The organism is Sphingomonas hylomeconis (genome assembly GCF_025370105.1).
Lineage (GTDB): Bacteria > Pseudomonadota > Alphaproteobacteria > Sphingomonadales > Sphingomonadaceae > Sphingomonas > Sphingomonas hylomeconis.
The window spans coordinates 124,607-149,936 of the sequence record NZ_JANQBK010000005.1; the positions used below are offsets into that span (position 1 = coordinate 124,607).

Annotated in this window: 23 protein-coding genes; 12 read left to right on the plus strand and 11 right to left on the minus strand. The window is 66.2% G+C overall.

Annotated features, from left to right (window positions below; all coding sequences use genetic code 11):
* The first annotated feature begins 41 nt into the window (after positions 1-41).
* The 5 genes from NV401_RS09545 (at position 42) to NV401_RS09565 (ending at position 8,961) form a co-directional block, all read left to right on the plus strand.
* Positions 42-2,150, plus strand: coding sequence for an acetoacetate--CoA ligase (locus NV401_RS09545; protein WP_261294184.1), 2,109 nt, complete (start codon positions 42-44; stop codon positions 2,148-2,150).
* Positions 2,147-3,001, plus strand: coding sequence for a 3-hydroxyacyl-CoA dehydrogenase family protein (locus tag NV401_RS09550; RefSeq protein ID WP_261294185.1), 855 nt, complete (start codon positions 2,147-2,149; stop codon positions 2,999-3,001). The genes NV401_RS09545 and NV401_RS09550 overlap by 4 nt, the downstream gene beginning before the upstream one ends.
* On the plus strand, positions 2,994-4,331 hold the full coding sequence (locus tag NV401_RS09555) for a spinster family MFS transporter (RefSeq protein ID WP_261294186.1): 1,338 nt from the start codon (positions 2,994-2,996) through the stop codon (positions 4,329-4,331). Before NV401_RS09550 ends, NV401_RS09555 begins: the two co-directional genes overlap by 8 nt.
* A 35-nt stretch (positions 4,332-4,366) precedes the next feature.
* On the plus strand, positions 4,367-6,001 hold the full coding sequence (locus tag NV401_RS09560; RefSeq protein ID WP_261294187.1) for a tannase/feruloyl esterase family alpha/beta hydrolase: 1,635 nt from the start codon (positions 4,367-4,369) through the stop codon (positions 5,999-6,001).
* Between the two features lie 302 nt (positions 6,002-6,303).
* Positions 6,304-8,961 carry a glycoside hydrolase family 31 protein gene (locus tag NV401_RS09565; protein WP_261294188.1) on the plus strand — a complete coding sequence of 886 codons (2,658 nt, stop codon included), beginning with the start codon at positions 6,304-6,306 and terminating at the stop codon, positions 8,959-8,961.
* A 31-nt stretch (positions 8,962-8,992) separates the two neighbouring features.
* Here NV401_RS09565 and NV401_RS09570 read toward each other — a convergent pair whose 3' ends face one another.
* From NV401_RS09570 to NV401_RS09620, 11 genes are all read right to left on the minus strand, one after another.
* Positions 8,993-9,754: a 3-keto-disaccharide hydrolase gene (locus tag NV401_RS09570; protein WP_261294328.1), complete on the minus strand. Its 762-nt coding sequence runs from the start codon at positions 9,752-9,754 to the stop codon at positions 8,993-8,995.
* Positions 9,755-10,282: 528 nt separating this feature from the next.
* Positions 10,283-10,747 (minus strand): dienelactone hydrolase family protein, encoded by a 465-nt coding sequence (locus NV401_RS09575; RefSeq protein ID WP_261294189.1) that lies wholly within the window; start codon positions 10,745-10,747, stop codon positions 10,283-10,285.
* A 78-nt stretch (positions 10,748-10,825) separates the two neighbouring features.
* On the minus strand, positions 10,826-11,818 hold the full coding sequence (gene virB11 / locus NV401_RS09580) for a P-type DNA transfer ATPase VirB11 (protein ID WP_315369250.1): 993 nt from the start codon (positions 11,816-11,818) through the stop codon (positions 10,826-10,828).
* On the minus strand, positions 11,815-12,885 hold the full coding sequence (locus NV401_RS09585; protein ID WP_261294190.1) for a TrbI/VirB10 family protein: 1,071 nt from the start codon (positions 12,883-12,885) through the stop codon (positions 11,815-11,817). Before NV401_RS09585 ends, virB11 begins: the two co-directional genes overlap by 4 nt.
* 38 nt (positions 12,886-12,923) lie before the next feature.
* Positions 12,924-13,613, minus strand: coding sequence for a TrbG/VirB9 family P-type conjugative transfer protein (locus NV401_RS09590; RefSeq protein WP_261294191.1), 690 nt, complete (start codon positions 13,611-13,613; stop codon positions 12,924-12,926).
* Positions 13,610-14,347 carry a virB8 family protein gene (locus NV401_RS09595; RefSeq protein ID WP_261294192.1) on the minus strand — a complete coding sequence of 246 codons (738 nt, stop codon included), beginning with the start codon at positions 14,345-14,347 and terminating at the stop codon, positions 13,610-13,612. The genes NV401_RS09590 and NV401_RS09595 overlap by 4 nt, the downstream gene beginning before the upstream one ends.
* Positions 14,344-15,630: a type IV secretion system protein gene (locus tag NV401_RS09600; protein WP_261294193.1), complete on the minus strand. Its 1,287-nt coding sequence runs from the start codon at positions 15,628-15,630 to the stop codon at positions 14,344-14,346. The genes NV401_RS09595 and NV401_RS09600 overlap by 4 nt, the downstream gene beginning before the upstream one ends.
* Positions 15,630-18,002: a VirB4 family type IV secretion/conjugal transfer ATPase gene (locus NV401_RS09605; protein WP_261294194.1), complete on the minus strand. Its 2,373-nt coding sequence runs from the start codon at positions 18,000-18,002 to the stop codon at positions 15,630-15,632. Before NV401_RS09605 ends, NV401_RS09600 begins: the two co-directional genes overlap by 1 nt.
* On the minus strand, positions 17,981-18,265 hold the full coding sequence (locus NV401_RS09610; RefSeq protein WP_261294195.1) for a type IV secretion system protein VirB3: 285 nt from the start codon (positions 18,263-18,265) through the stop codon (positions 17,981-17,983). Before NV401_RS09610 ends, NV401_RS09605 begins: the two co-directional genes overlap by 22 nt.
* A 4-nt stretch (positions 18,266-18,269) precedes the next feature.
* The gene (locus NV401_RS09615) at positions 18,270-18,575 is read right to left on the minus strand and encodes a TrbC/VirB2 family protein (protein WP_380816867.1); all 306 of its coding nucleotides are present in this window, start codon (positions 18,573-18,575) and stop codon (positions 18,270-18,272) included.
* A gap of 88 nt (positions 18,576-18,663) precedes the next feature.
* Positions 18,664-19,263, minus strand: coding sequence for an aspartyl/asparaginyl beta-hydroxylase domain-containing protein (locus NV401_RS09620; protein ID WP_261294196.1), 600 nt, complete (start codon positions 19,261-19,263; stop codon positions 18,664-18,666).
* Positions 19,264-19,342: 79 nt separating this feature from the next.
* On the opposite strand from NV401_RS09620, the gene NV401_RS09625 reads away from it, so the two are divergent.
* The 7 genes from NV401_RS09625 (at position 19,343) to NV401_RS09655 (ending at position 25,275) form a co-directional block, all read left to right on the plus strand.
* Positions 19,343-20,539, plus strand: coding sequence for a sulfotransferase (locus NV401_RS09625; RefSeq protein ID WP_261294197.1), 1,197 nt, complete (start codon positions 19,343-19,345; stop codon positions 20,537-20,539).
* Complete coding sequence (locus NV401_RS09630; protein WP_261294198.1) at positions 20,536-22,446, plus strand: asparagine synthase-related protein; 1,911 nt, start codon at positions 20,536-20,538, stop codon at positions 22,444-22,446. Before NV401_RS09625 ends, NV401_RS09630 begins: the two co-directional genes overlap by 4 nt.
* Positions 22,447-22,606: 160 nt before the next feature.
* Positions 22,607-23,131 (plus strand): phage tail protein, encoded by a 525-nt coding sequence (locus tag NV401_RS09635; RefSeq protein WP_261294199.1) that lies wholly within the window; start codon positions 22,607-22,609, stop codon positions 23,129-23,131.
* A gap of 30 nt (positions 23,132-23,161) precedes the next feature.
* A complete protein-coding gene (locus NV401_RS09640) occupies positions 23,162-23,719 on the plus strand; it encodes a phage tail protein (protein WP_261294200.1) in 558 nt (185 codons plus the stop codon).
* 18 nt (positions 23,720-23,737) lie between these two features.
* On the plus strand, positions 23,738-24,292 hold the full coding sequence (locus NV401_RS09645) for a phage tail protein (RefSeq protein WP_261294201.1): 555 nt from the start codon (positions 23,738-23,740) through the stop codon (positions 24,290-24,292).
* Between the two features lie 14 nt (positions 24,293-24,306).
* On the plus strand, positions 24,307-24,834 hold the full coding sequence (locus tag NV401_RS09650; RefSeq protein ID WP_261294202.1) for a GNAT family N-acetyltransferase: 528 nt from the start codon (positions 24,307-24,309) through the stop codon (positions 24,832-24,834).
* Between the two features lie 183 nt (positions 24,835-25,017).
* Positions 25,018-25,275, plus strand: coding sequence for a PqqD family protein (locus NV401_RS09655; protein ID WP_261294203.1), 258 nt, complete (start codon positions 25,018-25,020; stop codon positions 25,273-25,275).
* The last annotated feature ends 55 nt before the right edge of the window (positions 25,276-25,330 follow it).

The following is a 25,330-nucleotide window of genomic DNA, read 5'->3' on the forward strand; positions in this document are numbered from 1 at the left end:
CCCCGCCGGGGGCCACCCGCCGCGGTGCCGCATCTTCTGCCATGATCACCGACCAACCAGACGAGGTTCGCCGTTCGATGCCCCCTGCCACTGCCAGCGCCACCGTTGCGGCTCCCGTCCCGCAGATCCATCTGTACGAGACGTGGCTGAAAACGACGCACGGTCGCGACTTTGCCAGCTACGAAGAGCTGCGGCGCTGGTCGGTGGAGGATCTGGACGGCTTCTGGCGCAGCATCTGGGACTATGACGACATCCAGTCGCCGACGCCGTTCGCCGCGGTGCTGGGTGATGAGACCATGCCCGGTGCGCGCTGGTTCGACGGGGCGCAGGTCAGCTATGCGCGACACGTCTTCCGGCATGCCGCGGCAGCCGATTCCGCCGGCCAGCCGGCGATAGTCGCGCTGGACGAGCGTGGCGGCGAGCAGACGCTCAGCTGGGGCGAGCTCCAGCGCCAGACCGCCGCGCTCGCGCTCGCGTTGCGCGACCGCGGGATCGAACCGGGCGATCGCGTCGCGGCCTATCTGCCCAACATCTCCGCCGCGGTGATCGGCCTGCTTGCCTGCGCCAGCCTGGGCGCGATCTGGACGCTGTGTTCACCGGACATGGGGACCAATGCGGTGCTGGACCGCTGGCGGCAGACCGGCCCCAAGGCACTGATCGCCGTGGACGGCGTCTTTTATGCCGGCAAGACAATGGACCGGCGCGCCGCCGTCGCGGCGCTCAGGCGGGAACTGCCTTGCATCGAGAACCTGTTCCTCGTCGCCAGCGGCTGTGGCGCGGGCGACCTTTCCGCCACCGAGCTGCCTGACGCCATCGATTTCGCTGCGACCATCGCCCGCGATGACGCCACAGTCGCGCAGTTCGAGCCCGCCTGGCTGCCGTTCGATCATCCGCTGTGGATCCTCTATTCCAGCGGCACGACCGGCCTGCCCAAGGCGATCGTCCACGGCCATGGCGGCGTCATCCTCGCCACCGCGGCCGGTCGACTCCATTTCGATCTCGGGCCGAGCTATGCCGCCAACACGCTCGGCGAGCGCTTTCACTGGTACAGCGCCAGCGGCTGGGTAATGTGGAACATCCAGGTCGGCGGCCTGCTCAGCGGTACCACCATCTGTCTGTTCGATGGCGCGCCGAGCGGAACCAGGACCGCGCCCGACTGGACCCGACTATGGAATTTCGCGGCCCGCGCCGGTGTCACCTGGTTCGGCGCCGGCGCGGCGTTCTTCGCGAGCTGCCGCAAGGCGGGGGTCGAGATCGGCACGCTGGCGGGGATCGATCGCATCCGCGCGCTCGGCAGCACCGGATCGCCGCTGCCGCCCGACGTGCAGCGCTGGGGTTCGGCGCAATTCGCCACGCGCGGCCGGCCCGATATCTGGTGGTGCAACGTCAGCGGCGGGACGGAGATCGCCGCCGCCTTCATGGCCGGCAATCCCGAACTGCCCGACACGCCGGGCCGGCTGCAATGCCGCCATCTGGGCGCCGCGATCGAGGCATGGGATGACCATGGCAAGCCGGTGGTCGACGCGGTCGGCGAACTGGTTTGCACCCGCCCGTTCCCCAGCATGCCGCTCTATTTCTGGAACGACGCGGACGGCAGCCGCTATCGCGATTCCTATTTCGGCGAATGGCCTGGCGTCTGGCGGCATGGCGATTGGGTGACGATCGGCACCGACGGCAGCTGCACGATTTCGGGCCGCAGCGACGCGACGATCAACCGGCATGGCGTGCGCATGGGTACGGCCGAAATCTATGCCGCGATCGAACGGTTGCCGCAGATCGCCGACACGATGATCATCGATGTCGAAAGCGACGGCGGTGACAGCCAGCTGATCCTGTTCGTCGTGCCGGCCGCGGGCGCGGTGGTCGACGCCGCGCTCGAGGCGGCGATCGCGCTTGCCATCCGCACCAGTCTGTCGCCGCGCTTCGTGCCCGATCGGCTCCTCGCCGCACCGGCAATTCCGCGGACCTTGTCGGGGAAGAAGCAGGAATTGCCGATCAAACGGCTGTTTGCCGGCTGGGACGTGGCAAAGGTGGTCAGCGCGGATGCGACGGCGACGCCGGACGTCCTGCCCTGGTATATCGATCAGGCTGAGCGCTGGCAGCGCGCGGCCGCCGCGGGATCGGCCCGGCGGGTGGGAGAAGCATCGTGAAGGCGGCCGTGGTCGGCGCCGGCCTGATGGGCGCGGAGATCGCGCTGGTCTTCGCGCTGGCGGGGCACGAGGCCCTGCTGCACGATCGCAGCGATGACGCCCTGGCAGCGGCGATGGCGCGATTGCGCACGATCCTCGACAAGGGGGTCGCACGTCAGTTCTACGCGCCTGAAGCGGCGCAGGCGGCGCTCGCCCGTCTGCAGCCGGTATCCACGCTGGGCGCGATGGCCGATTGCGCGCTGGTGACCGAGGCGGTCTATGAATCGATCGAGGCGAAAGCGGCCGTGTTGTGCGCGCTCGACAACGTGTGCCAGCCGGCCTGCATCATCGCGTCGAACACATCTACCCTGCCCATCGCCACGCTGGCGGTGGCGCTGCCCCTCGCGCGGCGCGCGCGGTTCCTCGGCACTCACTATTTTTCGCCGGTGTCGCGCATGAAACTGGTTGAAGTGGTCCCCGGCTTTGCCACCGATCCTGCCGTGCTCGACGCGGTGGTCGCGGTGCTGACTGGCATCGGCAAGGAGCCCGTGCCGGTCAGGGACGTCGCCGGCTTCGCGGTCAACCGCATGCTGCACGCCTTGCTGATCGAGGCGGTCAAGCTGGTCGAGGAAGGCGTCGCAACGCCCGCCGATCTCGATCTGGCCTGCCGTCTCGGGCTCGGCCATCCGATCGGCCCGTTCGCGATGATGGATATCGTCACGTCGGATCTCTGCCTGCAGGTGCAGGATATCCTTCATGATGCTTACGGCGAGCGCTTCCGCCCGCCCGCGCTGTTGAAGCAGCGCGTCGCGGCCGGCCTGGGCGGCGGCAAGGGGCGCGCCGGCTGGATCGGGACGGACCGGAATGACTAGCAAGGGACCCAAGCCGATGGCGATCGATCAGGCGCAGCCCCAGCCGGCCGACGCCGCCCCCGTACGGCACGGCCATGGCGGCTGGGTGCTGGGCATGTTGTGCTGCGTCTATGTGCTGAACTTCCTCGATCGCCAGTTGGTCTCGATCCTCGCCAAGCCGATCCAGGATTCGCTGCACATCACGGACAGCCAGCTCGGCTATGTCACCGGCTTCTACTTCGCCTTGTTCTACTGTTTCATCGCGATCCCGATCGGCTGGCTGGCCGACCGGTCCAACCGGGTGAAGATCCTGTCGCTGGCCTGTGCCCTGTGGAGCGGCGCCACCGTTGCGTGCGGCTTGGCCGGCAGTTACGGCCAGCTTGCCGCCGCGCGGATGGCGGTCGGCATCGGGGAAGCGGGCGGCGTCCCGCCATCCTATGCGATCATCTCCGATTCCTTCCCGCGCGAACGGCGCGGTACGGCGATGGGCATCTTCAATCTTGGCCCGCCGATCGGCTCCGCGCTGGGCGTGGCGTTCGGCGCGTCGCTCGCGGCGGCCTATGACTGGCGCGTGCCCTTCTACGTGGTCGGCACGATCGGCGTCCTAACCGCGCTGGTCGTCTATTTCTTCGTGCCCGAGCCGGTCCGCGGCCGCTTCGATCAGGGCCCCGGTGCCGATGCGGCTCCCGAACCGAGCTTCGCCCAGGCGATCGTCGGCTTCTTCAACAACAAGATACTGGCGGTCGCGGCGCTCGCCAGCGGCGCCGCAAATTTCATCACCTACGGGTTGGCCAATTTCGCAACGCTGTTCCTGATGCGCGAAAAGGGCATGACGCTCGACGAGGTCGCGATCTGGTATGCGCTTGCCGTCGGGCTGGGCATGGGCACCGGCATCTTCGTCTCGGGCAAGCTAATCGATCGCTACGCCGTGCGGAGCAAGGCAGCCTATGCCACGATACCGGCCTGGTCGCTCCTGCTCGCCCTGCCCTTTTTCCTCGGCTTCGTCGCCGCCGACCGGTGGGAGCTCGCGCTGCCGCTGCTGTTCGTGCCGCTGTTCCTCAACTCCTTCTTCCTGCCCGCGACCGTCACCTTCATCCAGAGCGAGGTGGCCCCGGGCGCGCGGGTGATCTCGGGCGCGTTGCTCCTGTTGGTCATGAACCTCGTCGGCCTCGGCCTCGGCCCGACGTTCGTGGGGATGGCGAGCGACTTCTTCCGCCCGGCTTATGGCGAGCATTCGTTGCGGATGGCGTTTTACGCGCTGGCGCCGATGTACCTCATTGCCGCCTTTCTGTTCCTGTGGCTCGCGCGGCTGATCAAGCGCTCGTCGTCTGCAGACGCCGCATCAGCATGACTGATTTGAGAATTCCCATACGGTTGGAGAAGATAATGAAGCGCAAGCACGCCGCCCTTCTCGCGGCGATCACGATCGGCCTGGCGGTGCCAAGCGTGACGCTGGCCCAGGGCCGCCGGCCGGCCCGCGACACCGGCGCGCGCTGCGCGGCGCTTGCCGGCGTGAAGTTGCCGGATACGACGATCGCCAGCGCCGTGCTGGTACCGGCCAAGCCGGCGGCGGCGGCGATCACGGGCGATGTCCCGGGCTATCCCAGCTTCTGCCGCGTCGTTGCCCGGGTGCGATCCGACCCCGGCTCCGACATCGGCGTCGAGCTATGGCTGCCCGCGCAGGGCTGGACCGGCGTGTTCCACGGCAATGGCAGCGGTGGCTTCGGCGGCACCGCCGCGCTGGGCTATTCGGGCATGGCCGAAGGGCTGCGGCGCGGCTTCGCAACCGCGACGACCGATGCCGGCACCGCGCCCGCCTCGCCGCTGGAAGGCGAGGCGTTGATCGGGCAGCCGCGCAAGTGGCGCGATTGGGGCCGCCTCTCGACCCATGTCATGACCACGACCGGCAAGGCGATCACCAAGGCATTCTACCGGCAGGACGCGCGGCGATCCTATTACACCGGCTGCTCGACCGGCGGCCAGATGGGCCTGATCGAGGCGCTGTATTATCCGGACGATTATCACGCCATCCTGGTCGGCGCGCCGGTGATCGATCGGACCTGGGGCCATGCCGCAGTGCTGTGGGATTATGCGGCGGCGAACCGCCTGCCGGGACGGCTGCTCTCGGACGCGAAGCTCAAGCTGCTCAACACGGCGGCTGTCGCCAGCTGCTGGAAACAAGGACATGGGCTGGCCGGCGACCGGTTCGTCTCGGACCCGATGAGTTGCACGTTCGATCCCGCCATCCTTCAGTGCAAGAGCGCGGCGTCGGACAGCTGCCTTGCCGAGGGGGAGGTTGCGACCGCGCGTGCCTTCTATTCCGGCCCGAGCGATCGGGACGGCAAGCCGCGCTATTACGGCTGGCTGCCGGGCAGCGAGATGCCCGACACGTTCGGCTGGTCGTTCCTGCAAAAACCGATCAGCGGACAGCCGCCGTTCGGCGCGCTGTTCAACTGGGTGTTCGGCGCCGATTGGAACTGGAAAAATTTCGACGTCGATCGCGATATGCCACTCGTCAATGCGCGGCTGGATCCGATCGTCAATGATGCGACGCGCGGCAGTCTCGCGGCGTTCGCTGCGCATGGCGGCAAGCTGATCGTGTTTCATGGCCTTGCCGACACCTTGGTCGCGCCGGCCCAGTCGGTTGCCTTCTTCGACCGTCAGGCGACACAGATGGGCGGCGCCGACAAACTCGCAGAAAGCGCACGGCTGTTCATGGCCCCGGGCATGATGCATTGCGGCGGCGGCACCGGCCCGGACGCGTTCAACGCCACGCTCGGCATCCCGCCGCGCCCGCCTTCGGACGACGCGACGCACGATCTGTTCTCCGCGCTGATCGCCTGGTCCGAGCGGGACAAGGCCCCGGAGCGCATCGTCGCGACCAAATTCTCCAGCGAGGATCCCGGCCGGATCGACATGCAACGGCCGCTTTGCCCCTATCCGCAGCGGGCGGTGTATCGCGGCACGGGATCGACCGCTGCGGCTGGCAACTTCCGGTGTGAAGTGCCGTCGAACCCGTAATCTTCGAGATGATACTTGGTGAAGGCTGGTGACATTCGCTCGCCGCGAACTTCCGATGTGCCTGCAGGAGCGTTGTTGCGGCCCGCCCGCCTGCCGCTCTAAACTTCACATCCGGTTTTCGCTTTTGAGACCAGTGCGTCATGCCACATGTCCCTGATGTGCCACTCAAGCTACGACCGTCTACCGGTATCGGAAGGGACGGCGTCGGCATGCAGCGGCACTGAACCGCTGGCTCAACCGTGCGATGGCAGTATATGCGCCAGGGTCAATCGCCGACCTGGCGCGCATGGAGGGGGCTTGCAATGGCGCTATTGGAGTTGCGCGGGGTGTTGGCCGGCTTGGCTTTGACCGCGAGCACGGCGCTGGCCTCCCCGGCACGTGCCGAAATCCCCGCAATGCGGGGCGAGGCAGCGCCGGCCGCGATCGTGCAGCGTGGTCAGGTGCGCTTCACGGTTCTCACGCCGGGATTGATCCGAATGGAATGGTCGCCGACCGGCCGCTTTGTGGATGATCCTTCGCAGGTGTTCATCGATCGCAACCAGCCGGTCCCCAACTTCACCACCACTACGCGCAACGGCGAACTCCTTATCGAAACCGCCGCATTACGGCTTACCTATGCCCTTGGAAGCGGGCGGTTCGCGTCCCAGAATCTGCACATCAGCTCGAAGAAGCTCGCGCCGGCATTCTCCTGGCGACCGGGCACCGCGGAGAATGGAAACCTTGGCGGTACGGCAAGGACGGTCGATCGCTACTCGGGCGCCGTCCATATCGACGACGGCAAACGCCTCGATCTTGGCCAGGGCTTGATTTCCCGCGATGGCTGGCATGTCGTCGACGATACGAAATCGTTCCTGTTCGACGACGACAAGCAATGGCAGTGGGTGAAGAAGCGCAACTGCGCCGAATGCCAGGACCTCTACTTCTTTGGCTATGGGCACGAATATGGGCAGGCGCTGGGCGACTATGCGAAAGTCGCCGGTCGCCAGCCAATGCCCCCGCGCTTTGCCTTCGGCTATTGGTGGTCGCGATATTGGAACTATTCGGATCGCGAGATGCGCGATCTGGTGCGGCAATTCGAGCGCTATGGCATCCCGCTCGACGTCATGGTCATCGACATGGACTGGCACCGTACCGATGACCTGAGCTGGGATCCCAAATACGTCAAACGAGACGTGTTCGGAGAATCGGTAGGGTGGACCGGCTATAGCTGGAACCGCAGCCTGTTTCCCGAGCCTCAGCGGCTCCTGAATTGGCTGCGCAGCCGAAAACTGAAGACGACGCTCAACCTGCATCCCGCCTCGGGTATTCCAAGCAGCGAGGAATCGTATCCCGCCTTTGCCAAGGCCATGGGCGTGACCGGTGGCGCGCCAGTTCCTTTCGAGGCCGCGGACAAGCGCTTCGTGAAGAACTGGTTCGATATCACACTGACCCCCCTGGCAGCGCAGGGTGTCGATTTCTGGTGGCTGGACTGGCAGCAATGGCCCGAGTCCAAACTCGTGCCCGGTCTGTCCAACACCTGGTGGCTGAATTACGTCTTCTACACACAGATGCAGCGCGCCGGACAAGATCGCGCGCTCATCTATCATCGCTGGGGCGGGCTTGGAAATCACCGCTATCAGATAGGGTTCTCGGGCGACGCGGTGATCTCGTGGGATTCGCTGGCGTACCAGCCCTATTTCACCTCCACGGCTTCGAACGTGCTCTATGGATATTGGAGCCACGACATCGGCGGCCATATGTTCGCGGACGATACGCCCGAGAGCCAGCGTAAGATCGATCCCGAACTCTACGTGCGCTGGATGCAATTCGGAGCGTTCAGCCCGATCCTGCGCACCCATTCGTCCAAGGAAGCCGGGCTACGGAAAGAGCCCTGGCGCTTCTCACCCGAGGTGTTCGCCGCGCTCCGCCAGACCATCGAGCGTCGCTATGAGATGGCGCCCTACATCTACACCGCGTCGCGTGAGGCCTACGACACCGGCGTTTCCATCTTGCGGCCGCTTTATTATGCCTGGCCGGATCAGCCCAAGGCCTATGCGGTGGAGGGCCAATATATGTTCGGCAACGACATGCTCGTCGCCCCCGTGACGCAGCCGATGAAGGACGGGAGCGCCATCGTCTCGATCTGGCTCCCGCCTGGCCGCTGGTATGACAGCAACCGCGGCGCGCTGATCGAGGGCGGACGCACGATATCGCTGGATTATGGGCTAGACGAGGTACCGCTGTTCATTCGCGCGGGCGCGGTTCTCCCGACGAACCCGGCTTCGGTCCGGAAGCTGCAGGACTCCGACGATGGCAAGCTGGTGCTGCGGGTGTTCCCGGGCGGGCGGTCGACGAGCCGGGTCTATGCCGATGCCGGCAATAGCGAGGCGTATCGCAACGGCGAACATGCCTTCACAACGATCGACAGCGTGCGCGACACGAGCCAGACCGCGGTCATCGTGCACCCACGCCAGGGCCGATACGTGGGCATGGCCGATGACCGGCAGATCACGGTCGAGCTGCCCGCGGCCGCTTTTCCACGGCAGGTGAAGGTCAACGGGACGATCTACCCTCGATCGGATGACGCCCGCGAGGGGAGCTGGAGCTACGACGGCGAGACCCTCACCGCGCGGATAGTCGTACCGGCGCAGCCGGCGGACCAACGGATTACCGCCGAGGTTACCTTCGCGCCGGAGCCGGCCGGAGTCGATGGGCTGCTGTACCGGATGAAGCGTACGGCGGCCGCGGTTGCATGGTTGAAAGACCAGTGGGCCCCGCCTACGCCCCTGCCCGACGACGTGTCGTTGGCCGGGCAGATCGGTCAGCTGATCCACTATCACCCCGAACAGCTTGCACTGCTCATCAGGGAGTTCGACGCGCGTGTGGCGAAGCTGGCAGCGCAGGTGAACGAGTCTCGCGCCAAGCCAGAAGTGAAAGCCGAGTTTGCCAGGAGAATGAGAGCGATCACGCAGTCTCGCTAAGGCCGCGTTGCTCGGCCGCGCGCCATGCTGGCTAGCGATTGAGCTCCCTCACCCAGATGTTGCGGAAGCTGATCGGCGCGCTTGGATCGCCATGATCTTGCAGCTTGATCGGCGCGCGTCCATGCGCTGCGTAACGCGGCGCGCCCACATAGCGTGTTGGCCCGCTCAGCACCGCGTGATCCTGGACGAGCACACCGTTCATCAGCACGGTGATCGTGGCTGGGCGCTCTACAGAGCCGTCGGCGTGAAACATCGGCGCGGCCCAGACCACGTCATAGCTTTGCCATTCGCCGGGCGGCCGCGACGGGTTCGCGAGCGGTGATAGCTGCTTGTAGATGCTGCCGGCTGTGCCGTTTGCGTAAGTCCGGTTGGCGTAGCTGTCGATGATCTGCAGTTCGTAGCCGAGGTCGCCATCGCCGGTAGATGCTAGGAATATCCCGCTATTGCCCCGCGCCTGCCCCTCCCCCATAATACCTGCAGGGACGCGCCATTCAACATGGAGCTGGTAGCTGGCAAAGCGCTGGCGCGTCTGGATGTTGCCGGTGCCCTTGGCAACGGTCATGACGCCGTCGTGCACGAGCCAGCGCGCAGGCGAACCATCCTGCACCGATTCCCAGCCGAGCACGTCCCGTCCATCGAAGAGCACGATTGCGTCCGATGGCGGCGGTGCAGGAGCAAGGGGGCCGGTAGTCACGACGGCCGGCTCCGGTGCCCAGACTTCGGTATCCTCAGGTTTGGACTGCGCGCTGCTCTGTGCCGCGAATATTGCAGCGAGCAGCACCAAAGTTTTCATCACGGTCGATTCCCATAGCTCGGTGAAGCGCGCTTACGATCGGCGATCAGGCGATGGACCGCCGGTTGCAGGGCGTCATAGCGCACGGGCTGAGGCTAGACGGGCGGGTGCCGTACGGCAATCTGTGGTCGCAGCGGCGCCAGTATTGTCGGCCCATCGCGTCAAGGCCCGATTGGTGGCGTCGTCGCAATGTGCGCGAGCCGGCCCGGCTTCACATGCGTGGTCATGCGGCGACGATCGACCTGCCTGGTCTACGGCAGGACGATAACGGCCCGTCGCCAGCCGGCCGGTGGTCTGCCCCGTGCGCTCGTAAGGCGGGCGCAGCCGTCGTTCGGCATGCCGTTACCCGTTCCGGAAGCGCGGCGAGCGAAGCGGGGGCATATTGTGCCTGCCGAAAAGTCGAAGCCGCGGGCTTGCGGCATGCGGCACTGACTACCGCCTTCAGAAACGAAGCCTACATCCAATCCGCAGCCAGAAATTTCCTGGCGCGATGATAAGCCCAGCGCCCGCCATCGCGCGCGGCAAGGCTCAGACTGAGACCACGGTCACCTGACCATTGCCGAGTGGCAGCCGCTTGAGGTTCGGCAAGACGGCCATCAGATCGGCGACCATCGCATCGCGGCCCATCACGGCCGACCCGCTGTACGTCGCGGCAAGATCGGGAGCGATGGCAAGATAGCCGGCACGAGCGTGCCGCTGAGCCGCCGCATCGACGCGTGCCTGGCTCGTACCCTGCTCGGCCATCAGTACCACAACACCGAGATTGGTCTTGCCCTTGGGCGACGCGAAATATCCGCTCAGCAGATGCCCGCCATGGATCGCGTATTGCCCACGAAAGGTCGATAGCCCCGCCTCGCCGACCATTCCGAATGCCGGTGCCGCCGCGACGCCCGCCACGGCCAGTGCTGCCGCGCCCATCATCCGACGGCGATCGATCGTGACCGTGGCGAGCTTTCCGCCCAGCGAAGCCGCAGAAGTGTCGACGCTCGACATGGCTATGCTCCCTTTGAAACTCTGATATCTTCGCGTGTTGTAGGGCGGCGAAACGGGCGACACAACGCGCGTTTCTTACTATCGCAGCACAATTTCCGACACGTGCCGGCGCCCGGCGTTCCTCGACAGCTGCACGAACACGTCGATCGTGCCGCGCACATAATGGTGCACGTCTTCGCGCGCCAATCTCGTCCCGGTTTGCAGCACGAGCAACGCAATCTGCTCGATCGCGCGTTCCGCGCTGTCGGCATGCACTGTCGTCATCGATCCGGGATGCCCGGTATTGACCGCGCGCAGGAAGGTGTACGCTTCCTCGCCGCGCAGTTCGCCCAGGATGATGCGATCGGGCCGCATCCGCAAAGAAGCGGCGAGCAGATCGTCCGCCGTCACGCGGGCCTCGCCCAATTGCCCTCGCGCCGCCAGCAGCCCGACGGCATTGGCATGGCGCAGATGCACTTCGGGCGTATCCTCGATCAAGATCAACCGTTCCTCGCTGGGGATTTCGCGGATCAGCGCATTGAGGAACGTCGTCTTGCCACTTGAGGTGCCGCCCGACACCAGCACGTTCTTGCGCGCCCGCACCGCCAGCGCGAGCATGCCGGCTATATCGCCGGCATCGCGCAGCGCCCGCAGCGCCGTATCCACCGAAGAGGTGCCGACCCCGCTCGCCTGCGTCTCAGCAAAGGCGCCGGCCGCGACATAATCGCTCAGGGCCAGGTCGGGCGAGACATGCTTGCGGATCGCCAGCGCCATGCTGCCACGGGTTGCCGGCGGTGCGATGATCTGGATCCGCGCGCCATCCGGTAGTGTCGCCGAAAGCAGTGGATGTTCGCGACTGATCCCCTGATGCGACAAAGCGGCGATCTGCCGCGCCAGCCGGTCCAGCATCGCGTCGTCCAGCGCCGGCGCCTCGTGACGCTCGATTGCGCCGGCGCTGGTCTCGACCCACACTTCGCCGGGCCGGTTGACGAAGACATCCGTGACGTCCGCCCGCGCCAGCATTGGAGCCAGCGGCGCCAGATAGGCGTGCAGGTACACGCCCGGCGGCGCGCTACCTGGTCCGGCGCTCAACGGCGCCCCTCGACGCCCGAAAAGTCCAGGTCACGCGCTACGAACACCATCAGCGCGGTACCCTGTTTCACGGTCAGCGTCGGCCGCACCTGATTGTTGTTGCCGATCAGGCCGCCGCCGCCGAATCCGCCCAGCGGAGATCCGATGATGACGCCGTTATTGTTGCCCGCGCGACTGGCCAGCGCGACGCCCACGTCGAGCGTCGATTGCAGGATCGCGGCACCGAAGCGTGCCAGGAAATGGCTGTTGACGCTCCCCTTGATACCGCCACGCCCCAGCGTGTCCGCCGCCTGCGAGCCCAGCGCGATCGTCACCCCGTCCGGCCGCACCAGCCGCGTCCACAGCACGCTCGCGCGGTTCTGCCCGGGTTGGAGGTCGGCGCGATATTCGCCGATCAGCCGGCTGCCGCGCTGGATCAGCACCTTTGTTCCGTCGAACCCGACGACATCGCGTTGCACAAGCGCCCGCGCCAGCCCGGGCCGTGTCGAATCCAGCGCGGTTTCCAGCACGGCCGGGATCAGCGTCCCCTGCGGCACGGTAGTCGATCCGTTGCGCAGGATGCTTGCCCGCGCGCGGTCGCCGAGCACGGAGGCCATCACCCCGGTCCCGCCCGTCGCTGCCACCGCATCGGCCGTCGTCGAGTCGAAGACGATCGCGGTTACCGTGCCGCCGCGCGCCGGCGTGGCGGGCGGCTGTACCGGCTCAGTCGCCGGCGGCATTTGAATCGGTGGTGGTTCGTAGCTGCGCGCGGCACGCGGCGGCGGATAGAAGACGGGCGGCACGAAGCGTGGGGCGGGCGTCGGCAGCGCTGTCGGAGCGACGATCACCCGCGCGGGCGCCGACGCGGCGACCGGCGGCACGAACAACGTCGCGGCGGGCGGCGCGGCGCGGCCGTCGGGATCCACGCCGCGCGCCTGCGTGGCCGGTGCGGTTAGCGCACGTCGCCGTGAATCGAGCAGCACGAACAGCAGCAGACCCGCCGCAACGAACCCGCCGACGATCATCCACAGCGGTGTCCGGCGCGGTGGCGCCGCGACCATCGGCCGGACGTCCCCCGTCGGCGCCATCGCGCGCGGATCGCGCCCGGAAGGGTGCTCGGCCGCCATCAGTCCCGCACGCGCGTCGCGCTCGCACGGTTCCTGTCGATGCGGAACACCAGCTTCGCCTTCACCGAATCGATCACATATTGCCCGTCGCGCGTCGCGCCCTCGACCAGCACTTCCTTGCCCGTCGCGTCGATCGCGAACACCGCCGGCATGGCGCGCTCGGGCGCGAACTCGATGAACGTCTTGGCGCCGTCGTCGCTGATCGCCACGGGGCGCAAGGCATGCGTCCCACCCAGCTTGTACCGCCCGACGATCGCCGGCGCGTCGCTAGCGACCACAGCGACCGCCGGCCCCGGATAGGTGAAGCGCACCGTATAGGGCATATCGGGCTGCGGTCCGTATGCCGGCAGCAGATCGAAGGTGTAGGTGCGCGCGTCCGTGACGACGCTCAGGTTGGTCGTGACCCCGTTGGCCAGCGCTTTGACGAACAGATGATCGCCGCGCTTGTTCGGCGTTACCGACCAGGCATTGCTGTCCCCCACCGCGACCGTCTCGATCCGTTCGCCGGGGGAAAATTCGATCGTCAGCTGATACCCGCTGACGACCTGCAACTGCACGACCTGTTCGGCGTCGTACGGTACGCTCTGGATACGCGGATCGCCCGGACCGGGCGCTGGGCGGAGCTGCGCCTGCGCCATGCTGGCGCAGAGCAGCCCGACCGCGATCATTGTTCGCGGCAGGGCGATCACAACGCGTTCCCCGCCACGACTGGCACGACGGGCACGGGCGTCGGCTCCGCCACGGGCAGCGCCTCCGCATCGCGGCGATATTTCAGCACCTGGAAACCAAGCGGGTTTACGAAGCGATCCTCGCGCTGCATCGGTTCACCCGAAAAACGATAGCGGATCACCGACACCCAAGGCTGCCACGGCAGTACCTGCCCGCCGGCATCGCGGCGCTGCGTCTCGAAGCGTACCAGCACGCTGTTGCCGCCCAACGGCGAGACGCTCTTCACGCGCGTTTCGATCACCGTCGTGCGCGGCAGGCGTGCCAGCGGACTGGCCGGGTTCGATGCCTGCACGGCCGCGATATAATCGCGTCGCGCCTGATCCGCCGACCAGATCGTGGCCTTGCGATAATTCGCCTGCAGCGCATCGGCATCGAAGCTTTCCCGCGCGATGACATATTGCACCAGGAACGATTGCGTCAGCGCCTTGTCCGGCGCGACCTTGTCGCCGTCGAGCGGCTTCAGCGCCTCGACATAGCCGGTGTTGCGATCCACCATCAGCGTATAGGGCACCACCGTCTTGAGCGGCATCAGCACGATCAGCGCGCCCCCCTCCAGCACTGCCACCGCCACCGCGGCGGCCGCCACGATCCACGCCGTACGACGGGATTTTTCGAGCAGCGTGTTACGGTCCGTGGACCAGCTGTCGCCTTCACGGTAATAGGCGTCCAGCGCCTCTCTCTGCTGCTTCTTCATCTCGCCCCGTCCCGCCGCACTGCGCCTGCCGATACGCGGCTACCGGTCCGACGGCGATAGCGTTGCCCGATCGGTGTGGCGATCATCGTGTCGGACGCCGCACCGCGCGTCGCGTCGCGCGCCATCGCCGCCCCGATGTCCGCGCTGCGCCCTCCGATGCGATATCCATCCACCGGCGCCGCCGCCTCGCGCCGCTGGTTCGCCGCCACCGCATCGGCAATGCGGTACGCGCGGCTCCGCTCCGCTGCCGGCACGGCCGGTTCGGCCAGGGTGCGGGCGGTGCTTGCGTGCGCCGCGCGCGTCGCGTCCAGCAGACGTGCCGAGGCGACGCGCAGCGCATCGGGAATGCGAAACCCCTGCGCCACACGCGCCACGCCGATCAGCAACGCGATGAGGGTCGTGGCAAAGACCAGTCCGACGACGAGCAATTCCACTGGCACGCTCGGCGTCGACAGGTCGTTGCGGCGCTGATCGAGGATCTGCGCCAGCCACGGTTCCATCAGCGCCAGCTCGACCCCCAGAACGATGCTCGTCGCCAGTGCGCCCAGTGCCGCCCCGGTCAGACCGCGCACCCAGCCTTCGAACAGGCCGCGCGTCGCGTCGAAGAGCAGGAACAGCGCGAACAACGGCCCGAGCGCGAGCAGCAGCCCGGCCAGGATGCGCACGCTGGCAAACGCCGCGATGGCCCCGGTCAGGTACAGCGCGCGACCATAGGCAATCAGGCTGGCGTCGCGTTCCGGGTTCCAGCGCGGGCGCTGCGCGGCGCGTTGCAGATCGCGGATCTGTTCGGCCTGTTGCTGTGCGGTCAGCGGCACCGCGGTCGGCCCGGCGATCTGATCGCTATTGTCCGGCTTGCCCGTGCCGAGCTCGACCAGCTCGATCAGGCCATTGTCGATCCGCTGCAACCGCGCGACCAGCCCACCGCCAGCGCCCGGCAACCCCGCCGGCCCGCCGATGCTCGACGCCAGTTCGGCGGGGCCGTGCATCGTCACGTCGTATGCGAGCGTGCGAAACGCCGGCCAGCTCGTCGCCAGCACCAGCACGACGCCCAGCTTGACCACCGCGATGACCCCGTCGCGCAGCTCGGGCACCTGCCCCAGCAGCATGCGATACCCGAACATGGCGACAAAAATCGTCAGCATCGCGGTCAGCACCAGCCCGACGCCCGAGCCCGGCGTGGCGAGGGCGCGGTACCCGCCCTCGCCGATCGCCTGCGCCTGGCAATCGACATAGGCCAGGACGCCGCTCAGGAAGTCGCCGCCGGGCGCGATCGACGGGCACATCACGCGCGCTCCAGCAATATCGGCAGCCAGGCCGCGGGATCATCGCCGGTTTCCTGGCGAATTTCGTCGAGCAGCCGCACGGTGCGCTCGCGTCCCGACAGGATCGTCAGGATATCATGCTCGCCCGACAGGTTGAGCCGCGCGACAACCGAATCCGCGCCGTGCTTGATCAGGAAGCAATGCGCATCGTCGGGCAGCGTTCGCACCAGTTCGTATTCGTGCGGCGTCAGCCCGAAACCATCGATATAATCGGCGGCGCGCGCCTTGGGGTTGGTCATGAAGATCTGCGTCGCGGCCTGCTCGATGATCGCAGAAGCGATCTTGGATTCCAGCGCATCCTGCGCGCTCTGCGTGGCGAAACCGACAATGCCGTTGCGCTTGCGGATGGTCTTTTCCCAATCCTTGATGCGGCGTACGAACACCGCGTCGTCCAGCGCCTTCCAGCCCTCGTCGACCACGACGATCGCCGCCGTGCCGTCCAGCCGCTCCTCGACGCGGTGGAACAGGTACATCATCGCCGGCGTGCGCACGGCCGGATCGTCGAGGATCGCGGTCATGTCGAACCCCACCGCGTCCGCCGCCAGATCGGTCAGGTCGCTGTCATTGTCGAACAGCCAGGCGCGCTCGCCATCGCCCCACCACGGCCGCAACCGCGCCCACAGGTCTGCCGCATGCGGCCGATGCCCACCGCGGAACAGTTCGGCCAGATGGCGCAGGCGGCGATGCCCCACCGGCTGGTCGAAATTGGCGTCGACCGCATCCTTGATCCGCGCCAGATCGTCGACATCCGCCCCACCCACCAATTGCCCCAGCCAGTCGATCAGGAATTGCCGGTTTGCGGCAGTGTCCTCGATCTGCAACGGGTTCAGCCCCGATGCCGCGCCCGGCCGGAGCACGTCATAGCGGCCGCCGATCGCGCGGATGAACAATTCCGCACCGCGATCCTTGTCGAAGAAGATGATTCGCGGCCCGAACTTGCGGGCCTGGGCCAGCAGGAAATTGAGCACCACCGTCTTGCCCGATCCCGATGGCCCGATAACGGTGAAATTGCCCAGATCGCCGTGATGGAAATTGAAGTAATAGGGGCCCGCCGCGGTCGTCTCGAGCAGCGTCACCGCCGCGCCCCAATGATTCCCCTCGGCACGCCCGATGGGGAAATTGTGGCTGCTGGCCAGTCCGGCAAAATTACCGGTCGAGATCATGCCGCGCCGGGCAATATATTTGAAGTTCCCCGGGAACTGCGCCCAGAAGGCCGGCTCCAGCGCAAGATCCTCGCGCACCGCGATGATCCCGAGCTCGGCAAGTGCCGCAGTCACCTCAGCGACACCGTCATCGACCTCTCCCGGCGTGGCACCGCGCACCGCCACGGTCATGTGATGCTCACCATAGCCGGCCCGCCCTGCCGCTACCTCGTCCTTGGCGGTCGCCAGCTCCGCGCGCAGGCTAAGCGCCTCGTCCTCGGTCGATCGCATCCGTCGGACCGCCAGGTTCATCCGGCTGAGCGCCGCCGCGCGATCGACGAAGCCGAACGATTGCGAGACCTGCAGCTCGAACGGCAGCCGCAGCAGTTCGTCGAACATGCCAGGCGCGGTCTGGCCGGGATAATCCTTGATCGAGACGATACCCATGAAACCGCGCGGCGTGATGCCGTGCGGGCCAAGCTCGACCGTTTCCTGGCCGAAGCTAACCCGCCGATACGGCAGATACGCGCCGATATCCTGCAGCGGCAGCAGCGCGGGGCGCACTTCGCCATGGTAGAGCGAGGAGAGGAACTCGAGCGGCTCCGAACATACCCCTTGCGCCGTCTCGTACACGCCGAGCAGCCGCGGCGCATAATTCCCCAGCTGCGCCAAAACGGCATCGCGCGCCTGATCGAGCGCGCGCAGCTCGTACGCCGCGTTTGCCGCCCGCGTCTCGCCGGCCCGCCCGAACAGGCCACGTACCCGGTCCGCCATGCCCACGCGCCCCTGCAGCGGGCGGCGGATCACCGTCAGGTACAGATCGTTGACGTACAATTGCTTACCTGCCAGCCGCGCCCGCCACGCCGCGTCCAGCTGCTGCGAAAAGCTATCGGGAAAATGCGCTTCCAGCGCGTCATCCACCCGCCTCCGCACCACGTGATGATAGAGCGCGAAGCGAGACGAGCCGATCGCCTGCAGCATCGCGTCGCGCAGGCCCTTGCGATAGTTGAGCTCGTCCGTATCGGCGGTTTCGAACAGCAATCCGCGCAGCGCGATGACCTGCAGCAGCATGCCGTCGCGCGTCTCGATCGTGTAGTCGTCGACATGCCGTGCATAGGGCAGATGATGCCCCGCCGCCTTCTCCCGCTCGACCGCCCTGGGGTCGGCGCTCAGGGCCGGTAGGAGTTGCATCGCCAGATCGCATGGTTGCGGACGCGCGGGGTCTTCGACACCCGCGTCAGCCACAGATCGAAGATGCGTGGCTCGCGCAGGCAGGCGAGCACGCCCGCGACGTGCACGATGATCGCCACGGCCAGCACCCAGAGCGAATGGAAGATCAGGAACAGTTCGGTCGCCAGCACGGCGTTGACCACGAAATAGCTGTACGTCACCCCCGCGAACATTTGCGGACGCGTCAGCGCGACGAACAGCGGATCGCGGTCGAGTGCGCTCACTCGGTCAGTTACCCAGCCCGGCAGTGGACTGGATGCCGGCCACAATGCTGGCCGCGCCGAACACGATGAAACACCCGATGATGACGGTCACGCCGTAGCGCCAGTTGATCCGCCCGGTCAGCATCATGAAGCCCACGCTGGCCACCGCGATCACCGCCACCACCGTCGCGATCGTGCCGAGCAGCGTCCCCTGGAGCCACCCGACGGCGGAGACCAGAACCCCAGACCCGGCCGGATCGGCAAGCGAATCCTGTGCCATCGCCGTCCCTGATCGCATCGTGGCGAGCAGCACGGCCGGCATCGCCAACATCCTCAATCTTGCAGACATGCCGCCCCAAACTGTCATGATTCGTCCGTTTGGGGAGCCTTGTGCGCGTTCGCCCCACGCTTGCCAAGTCTCACGCTGCCGCCGCGCTCCGCAGCCAATCGTTGGCGACGCAGTCGATCACCAGATGGATGCGATCGGTGGCGCTGCGATTGGCGACGCTGTGCGTATCCGACAGCCGCAGATACCACACGCTGCCCGCGTCCATCACCACGCGCTCCCCGTTCAGCCGAAAATCGACCTCGTCATTGGTGATCACGGGCACGTGCAGCCGCGCAAAGCCATGTTCGATCCCCAGATCGTCGTCCGTGTGCGGCTTGATGATCGAGCCCGCGGCGAGCTTCATCAGCCGCACCGTCTGGATATCGCACGGGATCGCCGCGATCGCCTCGCGCAGATACGGCATCCGCGCCAGCAGCGGGCCATCCTCATATTCGCGCACGCCCGGCGCGGGAAAGATCTGTAGCACGGGATGTTTGGTCCAGTTGCCGGCGCCGATGCGCAACGGGATCACGCTCCACTCGCCGTCGAAGTTCTGCCGGACGAAATGGTCGATCCACCCGCTGCCGGTGGCTTCCGCGACCTCCGCCTGCAACCGGCCCGCATCGAAGTCGATCGGCAACCGCGCGCGGTCACGATAGCGGATCGCCGATTGGCGAGCAGTGGCGAGCATGATAGCGGTCCTCGCCCGGGCGCGATTGCCTGGTCTAGCCAGCCTAACGACCGCGCGGGCGGTTGGAAAGACGAAGCCCGTGTCCGATACCGCAATGTCGCTCGATCATCTGCGCGCCGCGATCCTCGCCGATGATGGTCTGCAGCAGCGCCTGATCACCCTGTACGACCCGGCAGCCTTTGTTCCGGCAGTGCTGGAGTTCGCCGCGACGCATGATATCGCGATGGACGCCAACACGCTGCGCGCCGCGCTGGCCGTCGATCCGGCCGGGATAGATCGCTTCATGCCGCGCGCCGCCACGGGACTGGCCTGGCCTGGACTCCGGTATCTGCCCGTCGCTTTGTCTTCGAGTGCGACCGAGCTGACCATCGACTGGATCAATGTCGACGGTCGACTGACTGCTCCCTTCTACCAGGAAACGATCCAGCAGAGCCGGCATCGTCCGCTCAACCAGCTGATCCGGCCACGCACGCCGCTCGCCCAGCTTGCGCCACTGGCACCCGCCGATGGCCGCCGCGTGCCAAGCGGGTTCGTATTCCACATGTCGCGCTGTGGCTCGACGCTGGTGGCGCAGATGCTCGCTGCCGATCCAGCCAACATCGTCGTCTCGGAAGCCCCGCCGCTCGACCAGATCATCCAGCTTCTCCAGGCCCGGCCCGACATGCCGATAGAACAGCGGGCGGAAATCCTGCGCGCCTTCGTGGCAGCGTTCGGTCGCGAGCGCTACGGGGAGTCGGGCGATTTTGTGATCAAGCTGGACAGCTGGCATACGATCGCCTTGCCGTTGCTGCGCCGGGCTTTTCCCGAAACGCCCTGGGTGTATCTGTACCGCGATCCGATCGAGGTGCTGGTGTCGCACGCGCGCATGCCGGGCCTTCAGGCGGTCCCCGGCACCATGCCGGGCGTCTATGATATTCCCGACGAAGACCGGTTGCATCCGACCGACTATACGGCAACGGTGCTCGCCCAGATCGGCACGGCCGCGCTCGACCATTTCGCGCTCGGCGGTGGCCTGCTGATCAATTACGATGCTCTGCCGCAGGCGATCGAAACGCAGATCCTGCCGCATTTCGGCATTGCCCCCAGCGCGGCCGGACTTGCGGCGATGCGGGCCGCCGCAGCGCGCAATTCGAAGGCGCCGGGGGATACATTCGTGGCCGACACGGCGCAAAAGCAACGCGAAGCCACGCCTGTCATTCGCGCTGCGGCGGAGATCGTCGCCGATTCCTACGCCGGGCTGGAGCGGCTGCGGCGCGGCGACATCGCCGTCCGGTGAGCGCGATCTTCGGTATCGTGCAGTTCGATGGCGCGGCGGTCGCGACCGCCGACCTCGCCCGCATGGGCAACACGCTGGCCCATCGCGGCCCCGATGGCCGCAAAACAGCCATCACTGCGCGTGCGGGGTTCGGCCACTGCCTGCTGCGCGTCAATATCGAAGATTGGCACGAAGCCCAGCCGATCCACGATTCCGGGGTGATGCTCGTCGCGGATGCGCGGATCGACAATCGCGCAGCGGTTGCGGCCGCGATCGGCATCGCGCCCGATGCGCTTGGCGACATGGCCGACAGTGCCGTGATCCTTGCCGCATGGAGACACTGGGGCGAGGCGTGCGTCGATCACCTGATCGGCGATTTCGCCTTCGCCCTGTGGAATGCCGCGGATCGATCGCTGCTGCTGGCGCGTGACGCGATGGGGCAACGCGGTCTCTATTATCATCAGAACGAAGAGTTCATCGCCTTTGCCAGCGAAGCCAAGGCGTTGTGGGCTTTCCCCGGCGTGCCGCGGACCTTGTCCGAGGCGGCGATCGCGCGGCAATTGATGATCGTCGTCGATGCCGTGCCCGGCGAAACCGCGTTCGACGGGATCGTCGCGCTCCCTGGCGCGACAATTCTCCATATCGCGGCTGACGGTGCTGCGCGCGCCCGATCCTATTGGCAGCCGCGCGCCGACCCTGTGCATCTCGGCCATGATGATGCGTATTATGTCGCGGCGTATCGACGAGTTCTGGAAGAAGCGGTGGCGTGCCGCGTGCGGCGCCTGATCCGTCACCCCGCGCTGTTGCTGAGCGGCGGATTCGACAGCGGCGGGATCGCAGCACTGGCCGGCCCGATCATCGCAGCACAAGGCCGTCGTTTACTCGCCGTCACGTCGCTGCTCGCTGAGGGCGAGAAACGCGCGGTGCGCGATGCGCGCGCCGCCGTCGCCGCGTTTCGCCATTATCCGTGGATCGAAGTGCAGGAATTCGTCCGCACCACGGAAACAACTTTCACCGATCTCGAAGCCCATTTTGCCGCCACCGATATCGGGAGTGGCACTCCGTACGTGTATAACGGCCTGTATACGCTGGCTGCCCGCTCCGGCGCACGACTGGCGATGGACGGCTATGGCGGCGATTACACGCTCAACGTCCGCCCCGGGGATCTGCTCGGGCGGATCCTGTTGCGCGGCAAGCCGATCACGTTCCTGCGCGAATATCGGGCACGGATGCGCGCCACCGGCGTCTCATGGCGGCGCGTTCTCCTGCAGAACGTGCTACCGGCATTCGTGCCGCTGAAGTTCTGGACGACGCTCGCTTTCATTCAGCGTCGCGGCGTACCGATCTGGCAGACGCGCGGCGCGAACCCGGACTTCATCCGCCGTCAGATCGAACGCGGGGTGATCGACCCCGCCCGGCTGCGCCACCGGCGCCCATCGCACAATCGCGGCAGAGAACGCTGGATACACCTGCTCCGCAAGGTCTCGCTCCAGCAACCAGCCGGCGCCACGCTGGCGGCACGGCACGGACTGGATTTCACGCGTCCGTTCCACGACCAGCGCGTGGTGGAACTCGCGCTTGCCATCCCCGAGCGATTGTATCTGAAGGACGGCCTGGAACGCTGGCTCGCCCGCCATGCGCTCAGCGATATCCTGCCACCGCGATTGCTGGCCAGCGGCCCGGGCAATGATTCGTTCGAGCCGGACATGTTCCGGGCGATGATGGACAGCGCGCCTGCCGCTCTGGCCGAACTACGCGCGCTGGACCGCGATGGGCGGCTATCGAGATATGTCGATATGGACCGGTTGGCGGCGGTAATCGCCGATTCCAACGAGTCGCGGCTGCGGGATCACGCACGGCTGCACATCGCCACCCGGGCGATCATCGCCGCGCGATTTATCCATTGGTTCGAGCGCGGCAATAGCTGATATTGATGGCCACAATGCATCGCAGCCTCTTGAGGTAATTGTAAAAATGCGACTATTGTGCAGGCGCTGGAAACAGCTCACTGAGGACCAGAATTCCGCCGGGTGTGCTGCGTGATCGTCCCACCCTCTCTCTAGGCGGATGACATGAACGGGGTTGTCCATGAATCCGTATATCGGCGAGATTAAGCTGTTCGCACTGGACTTCGCGCCGAAGGGCTGGGCGCTCTGCGCGGGTCAGTTGTTGGCGATCCGAACCAACCAGGCCCTATTCGCGCTGCTCGGCACACAATATGGTGGCGATGGCCAGAACACATTCGCACTTCCCGATTTGCGCGGTCGCGTTCTCGTCGGCCCCCGAAGTCCATCGTCAGGTGGGTCGCAGCAGGGTGCTATGCTTGGCACCGAAACCGTAACTGTGACACAGGCTCAGATGCCATCGCATCAGCACAATTTTGCCGGCACATCCGCCGCCGCGACGCTAAAGCCGCCAGTTGGGCGCATGCATGCTGCGGACTCGTCGGCAGAACGCGATTTTTACGCACCTGCGGCCGATGGCAATCTCGTGACGCTGTCGTCGCAATCGCTGGCGTCGACAGGTAGCAACCTGCCGCACAGCAACATGCAGCCGTATCTCGTGCTCAACTACTGCATCGCCCTTCAAGGCATCTTTCCGTCACGAAATTGATCCCGCCAAGCGATCGTTCAGGAGAATATCGTGTCAACACCCATCATCGCGGAAATTCGGATGTTCGCGGGCAACTTTCCTCCTGTGGGCTGGGCGTTCTGCGACGGCCAGACTCTTTCGATCGCAGGGAACGACGCGCTGTTCGCTCTTATCGGCACGACCTATGGGGGCGATGGGCAGACGACGTTCAACCTGCCCGATCTTCGCGGTCGTATTCCAATGGGCTTCGGTCGCGGACCGGGCCTGAGCCTGCGGCTTCAGTCAGAGACCGGTGGCACGGAACAGGTGGCGCTGTCACAGGCCAATCTCCCGGCGCATAACCACACGATGTCGGTGTCGCGCAATCCGGGCTCGCTGCCCGCGCCGACCAATTCCGCGCTCCCCGCCTCGCCTCAAAGCCTCCCCGGGGTCACGGCTGGCCTGTACGTGGCACCGTTCGCGGGCTCAACCGCGACAATCAACCCGGTGGCCATGGCCCCCGCGACCGTTGGTGCCCGCGGCGGCGGCACGGCGCACGAAAACCGCATGCCTTCGCTTGCGGTAAACTTCATCATCGCCCTGCAAGGCATCTTCCCGTCGCGCAATTGATCTGCGGAGTTCATCGTTATGAGTAGTGCATTTATCGGTGAAATCCGGGCATTCGGATTCAATTACGTGCCGCGCGGATGGCTGTTGTGCAACGGCGCTACGCTACAGATCAGGCAATACACCGCACTGTTTAGTCTCCTGGGTACGAGCTATGGCGGGGACGGGCGGACGACGTTCAACCTGCCCGATTTCACCGGCAACCGCACCCCGCTGCATAGCGGCCGCGGCGCGGGCCCGGGGCTCACTCCCTACAGCCTCGGAGAGGCCGTGGGTTCGAACGAGGTGCAGCTGACAGTTGAACAACTGCCGGCACACACCCACCAATTGTTCGGCGGCATGCAATCGTCGCCGCCCGATACCCGGCAGATCACCAACGTACCGAATGGCCAGGCAATGTTCGGACCGTCGAGCCCCGGCCAGATTTACGCCCCGGCAGGCGCCAGTCCGGTGGTCGCTTTTTCGCCATCGGCCATTGCCGCGACAGGCGGCGGTCAGCCGCATGAGAATCGCCAGCCGCTTCTCGTGCTGAACGTGTGCATCTGCGTCGAAGGCTCTTATCCGGGACGCAACTGACGTCAGGGGGAATCATGGCAGTCCCGACGATACCATCGGCGTTACGCCTGCCGACGGTGTTGCTGCGGCAGGGCATCGCGCTGCGCGCCGAGCGGGACGACGATACGCCGTTCCTGATGGCGCTGTTCGCCACCACGCGCGCGCAGGAACTGGCGCTGCTCGACTGGGATGCCGCCCGGAAGCAGCTTTTCCTGGCGCACCAGTTCACGGCGCAACGCCACCATTATCGCCATGCACTGGAAGGCTGCCAGTTCCACGTCATCGAACGTCGCGGCGATCCGATCGGCCGGATCTGTCTGCAGGAGCGCGCCAGCGAACGGCACATCGTCGATATCCTGTTGTTGCCGGATGAAACCGGCAAGGGCATCGGCACCGGCTTGCTTCGCGCGATCCTCGCTGATGCCGCGCGGCAGGGCAAATCGGTCGGCCTGGACGTCGAGAAGAGCAATCCCGCGCGGCGGCTCTACCGGCGGCTGGGGTTCGTGCAGACCGGCGACAGCGGCTTCCGGGTCAGGATGGAACGGCGGGCCACAGTCGGCTGAGCATCGCCCCATACCGCAGGTCGTTCCGGTCGCTCGCTGCCGCCCGCTTTGGCGGGGCCGGATGGCTGGTCAGCATCCCGGCTTCCTCCGCTGTTCGGCAGCGACCTGCGCGCTTGGCGCTTTCGGTGGCCGTCGTTCACCCCTATGATCGGGCACTCATTCGACCGACCCGAGGAAGCGATGATGATTTACCGGACCGGCGACTGGGCCAGTGCCAAGGTCGCCGACGAGATCATGATGATCAATATCGAGCAATGCCTGTATCTTGGCATGAATGCGGTCGGCGCGCGGATCTGGGAACTGATCGAGCAACCGGCCGAGATCGAGGTGGTGTGCGCCGCGTTACGCACCGAATTCGACGTGGCACCGGATGTCTGCCGCGCCGAAGTGGATGCCTTTGTCAAGAAGATGGCAGCGTATGGCGCGATTGCCGTCGGATGACGGCGGTCCCGATGCTCCGTCCGCCGTCGTATCAGCGCGGGTCCGACGACTTAAA

Excerpts from the sequence above, each read along its gene's own strand:
- NV401_RS09615 (WP_380816867.1), bottom strand. The coding sequence starts at position 18,575 with ATGTTGGCGATGCCGGCCGTGCTGCTCGCCACGATGCGATCAGGGACG.
- NV401_RS09605 (WP_261294194.1), bottom strand. The coding sequence starts at position 18,002 with ATGCAACTCCTACCGGCCCTGAGCGCCGACCCCAGGGCGGTCGAGCGG.
- NV401_RS09650 (WP_261294202.1), top strand. The coding sequence starts at position 24,307 with ATGGCAGTCCCGACGATACCATCGGCGTTACGCCTGCCGACGGTGTTG.
- NV401_RS09565 (WP_261294188.1), top strand. The coding sequence starts at position 6,304 with ATGGCGCTATTGGAGTTGCGCGGGGTGTTGGCCGGCTTGGCTTTGACC.
- NV401_RS09545 (WP_261294184.1), top strand. The coding sequence starts at position 42 with ATGATCACCGACCAACCAGACGAGGTTCGCCGTTCGATGCCCCCTGCC.
- NV401_RS09560 (WP_261294187.1), top strand. The coding sequence starts at position 4,367 with ATGAAGCGCAAGCACGCCGCCCTTCTCGCGGCGATCACGATCGGCCTG.
- NV401_RS09645 (WP_261294201.1), top strand. The coding sequence starts at position 23,738 with ATGAGTAGTGCATTTATCGGTGAAATCCGGGCATTCGGATTCAATTAC.
- NV401_RS09585 (WP_261294190.1), bottom strand. The coding sequence starts at position 12,885 with ATGGCGCCGACGGGGGACGTCCGGCCGATGGTCGCGGCGCCACCGCGC.
- NV401_RS09570 (WP_261294328.1), bottom strand. The coding sequence starts at position 9,754 with ATGAAAACTTTGGTGCTGCTCGCTGCAATATTCGCGGCACAGAGCAGC.
- NV401_RS09620 (WP_261294196.1), bottom strand. The coding sequence starts at position 19,263 with ATGCTCGCCACTGCTCGCCAATCGGCGATCCGCTATCGTGACCGCGCG.
- NV401_RS09600 (WP_261294193.1), bottom strand. The coding sequence starts at position 15,630 with ATGTGCCCGTCGATCGCGCCCGGCGGCGACTTCCTGAGCGGCGTCCTG.
- NV401_RS09655 (WP_261294203.1), top strand. The coding sequence starts at position 25,018 with ATGATTTACCGGACCGGCGACTGGGCCAGTGCCAAGGTCGCCGACGAG.
- NV401_RS09555 (WP_261294186.1), top strand. The coding sequence starts at position 2,994 with ATGACTAGCAAGGGACCCAAGCCGATGGCGATCGATCAGGCGCAGCCC.
- NV401_RS09595 (WP_261294192.1), bottom strand. The coding sequence starts at position 14,347 with ATGAAGAAGCAGCAGAGAGAGGCGCTGGACGCCTATTACCGTGAAGGC.
- NV401_RS09635 (WP_261294199.1), top strand. The coding sequence starts at position 22,607 with ATGAATCCGTATATCGGCGAGATTAAGCTGTTCGCACTGGACTTCGCG.
- NV401_RS09575 (WP_261294189.1), bottom strand. The coding sequence starts at position 10,747 with ATGTCGAGCGTCGACACTTCTGCGGCTTCGCTGGGCGGAAAGCTCGCC.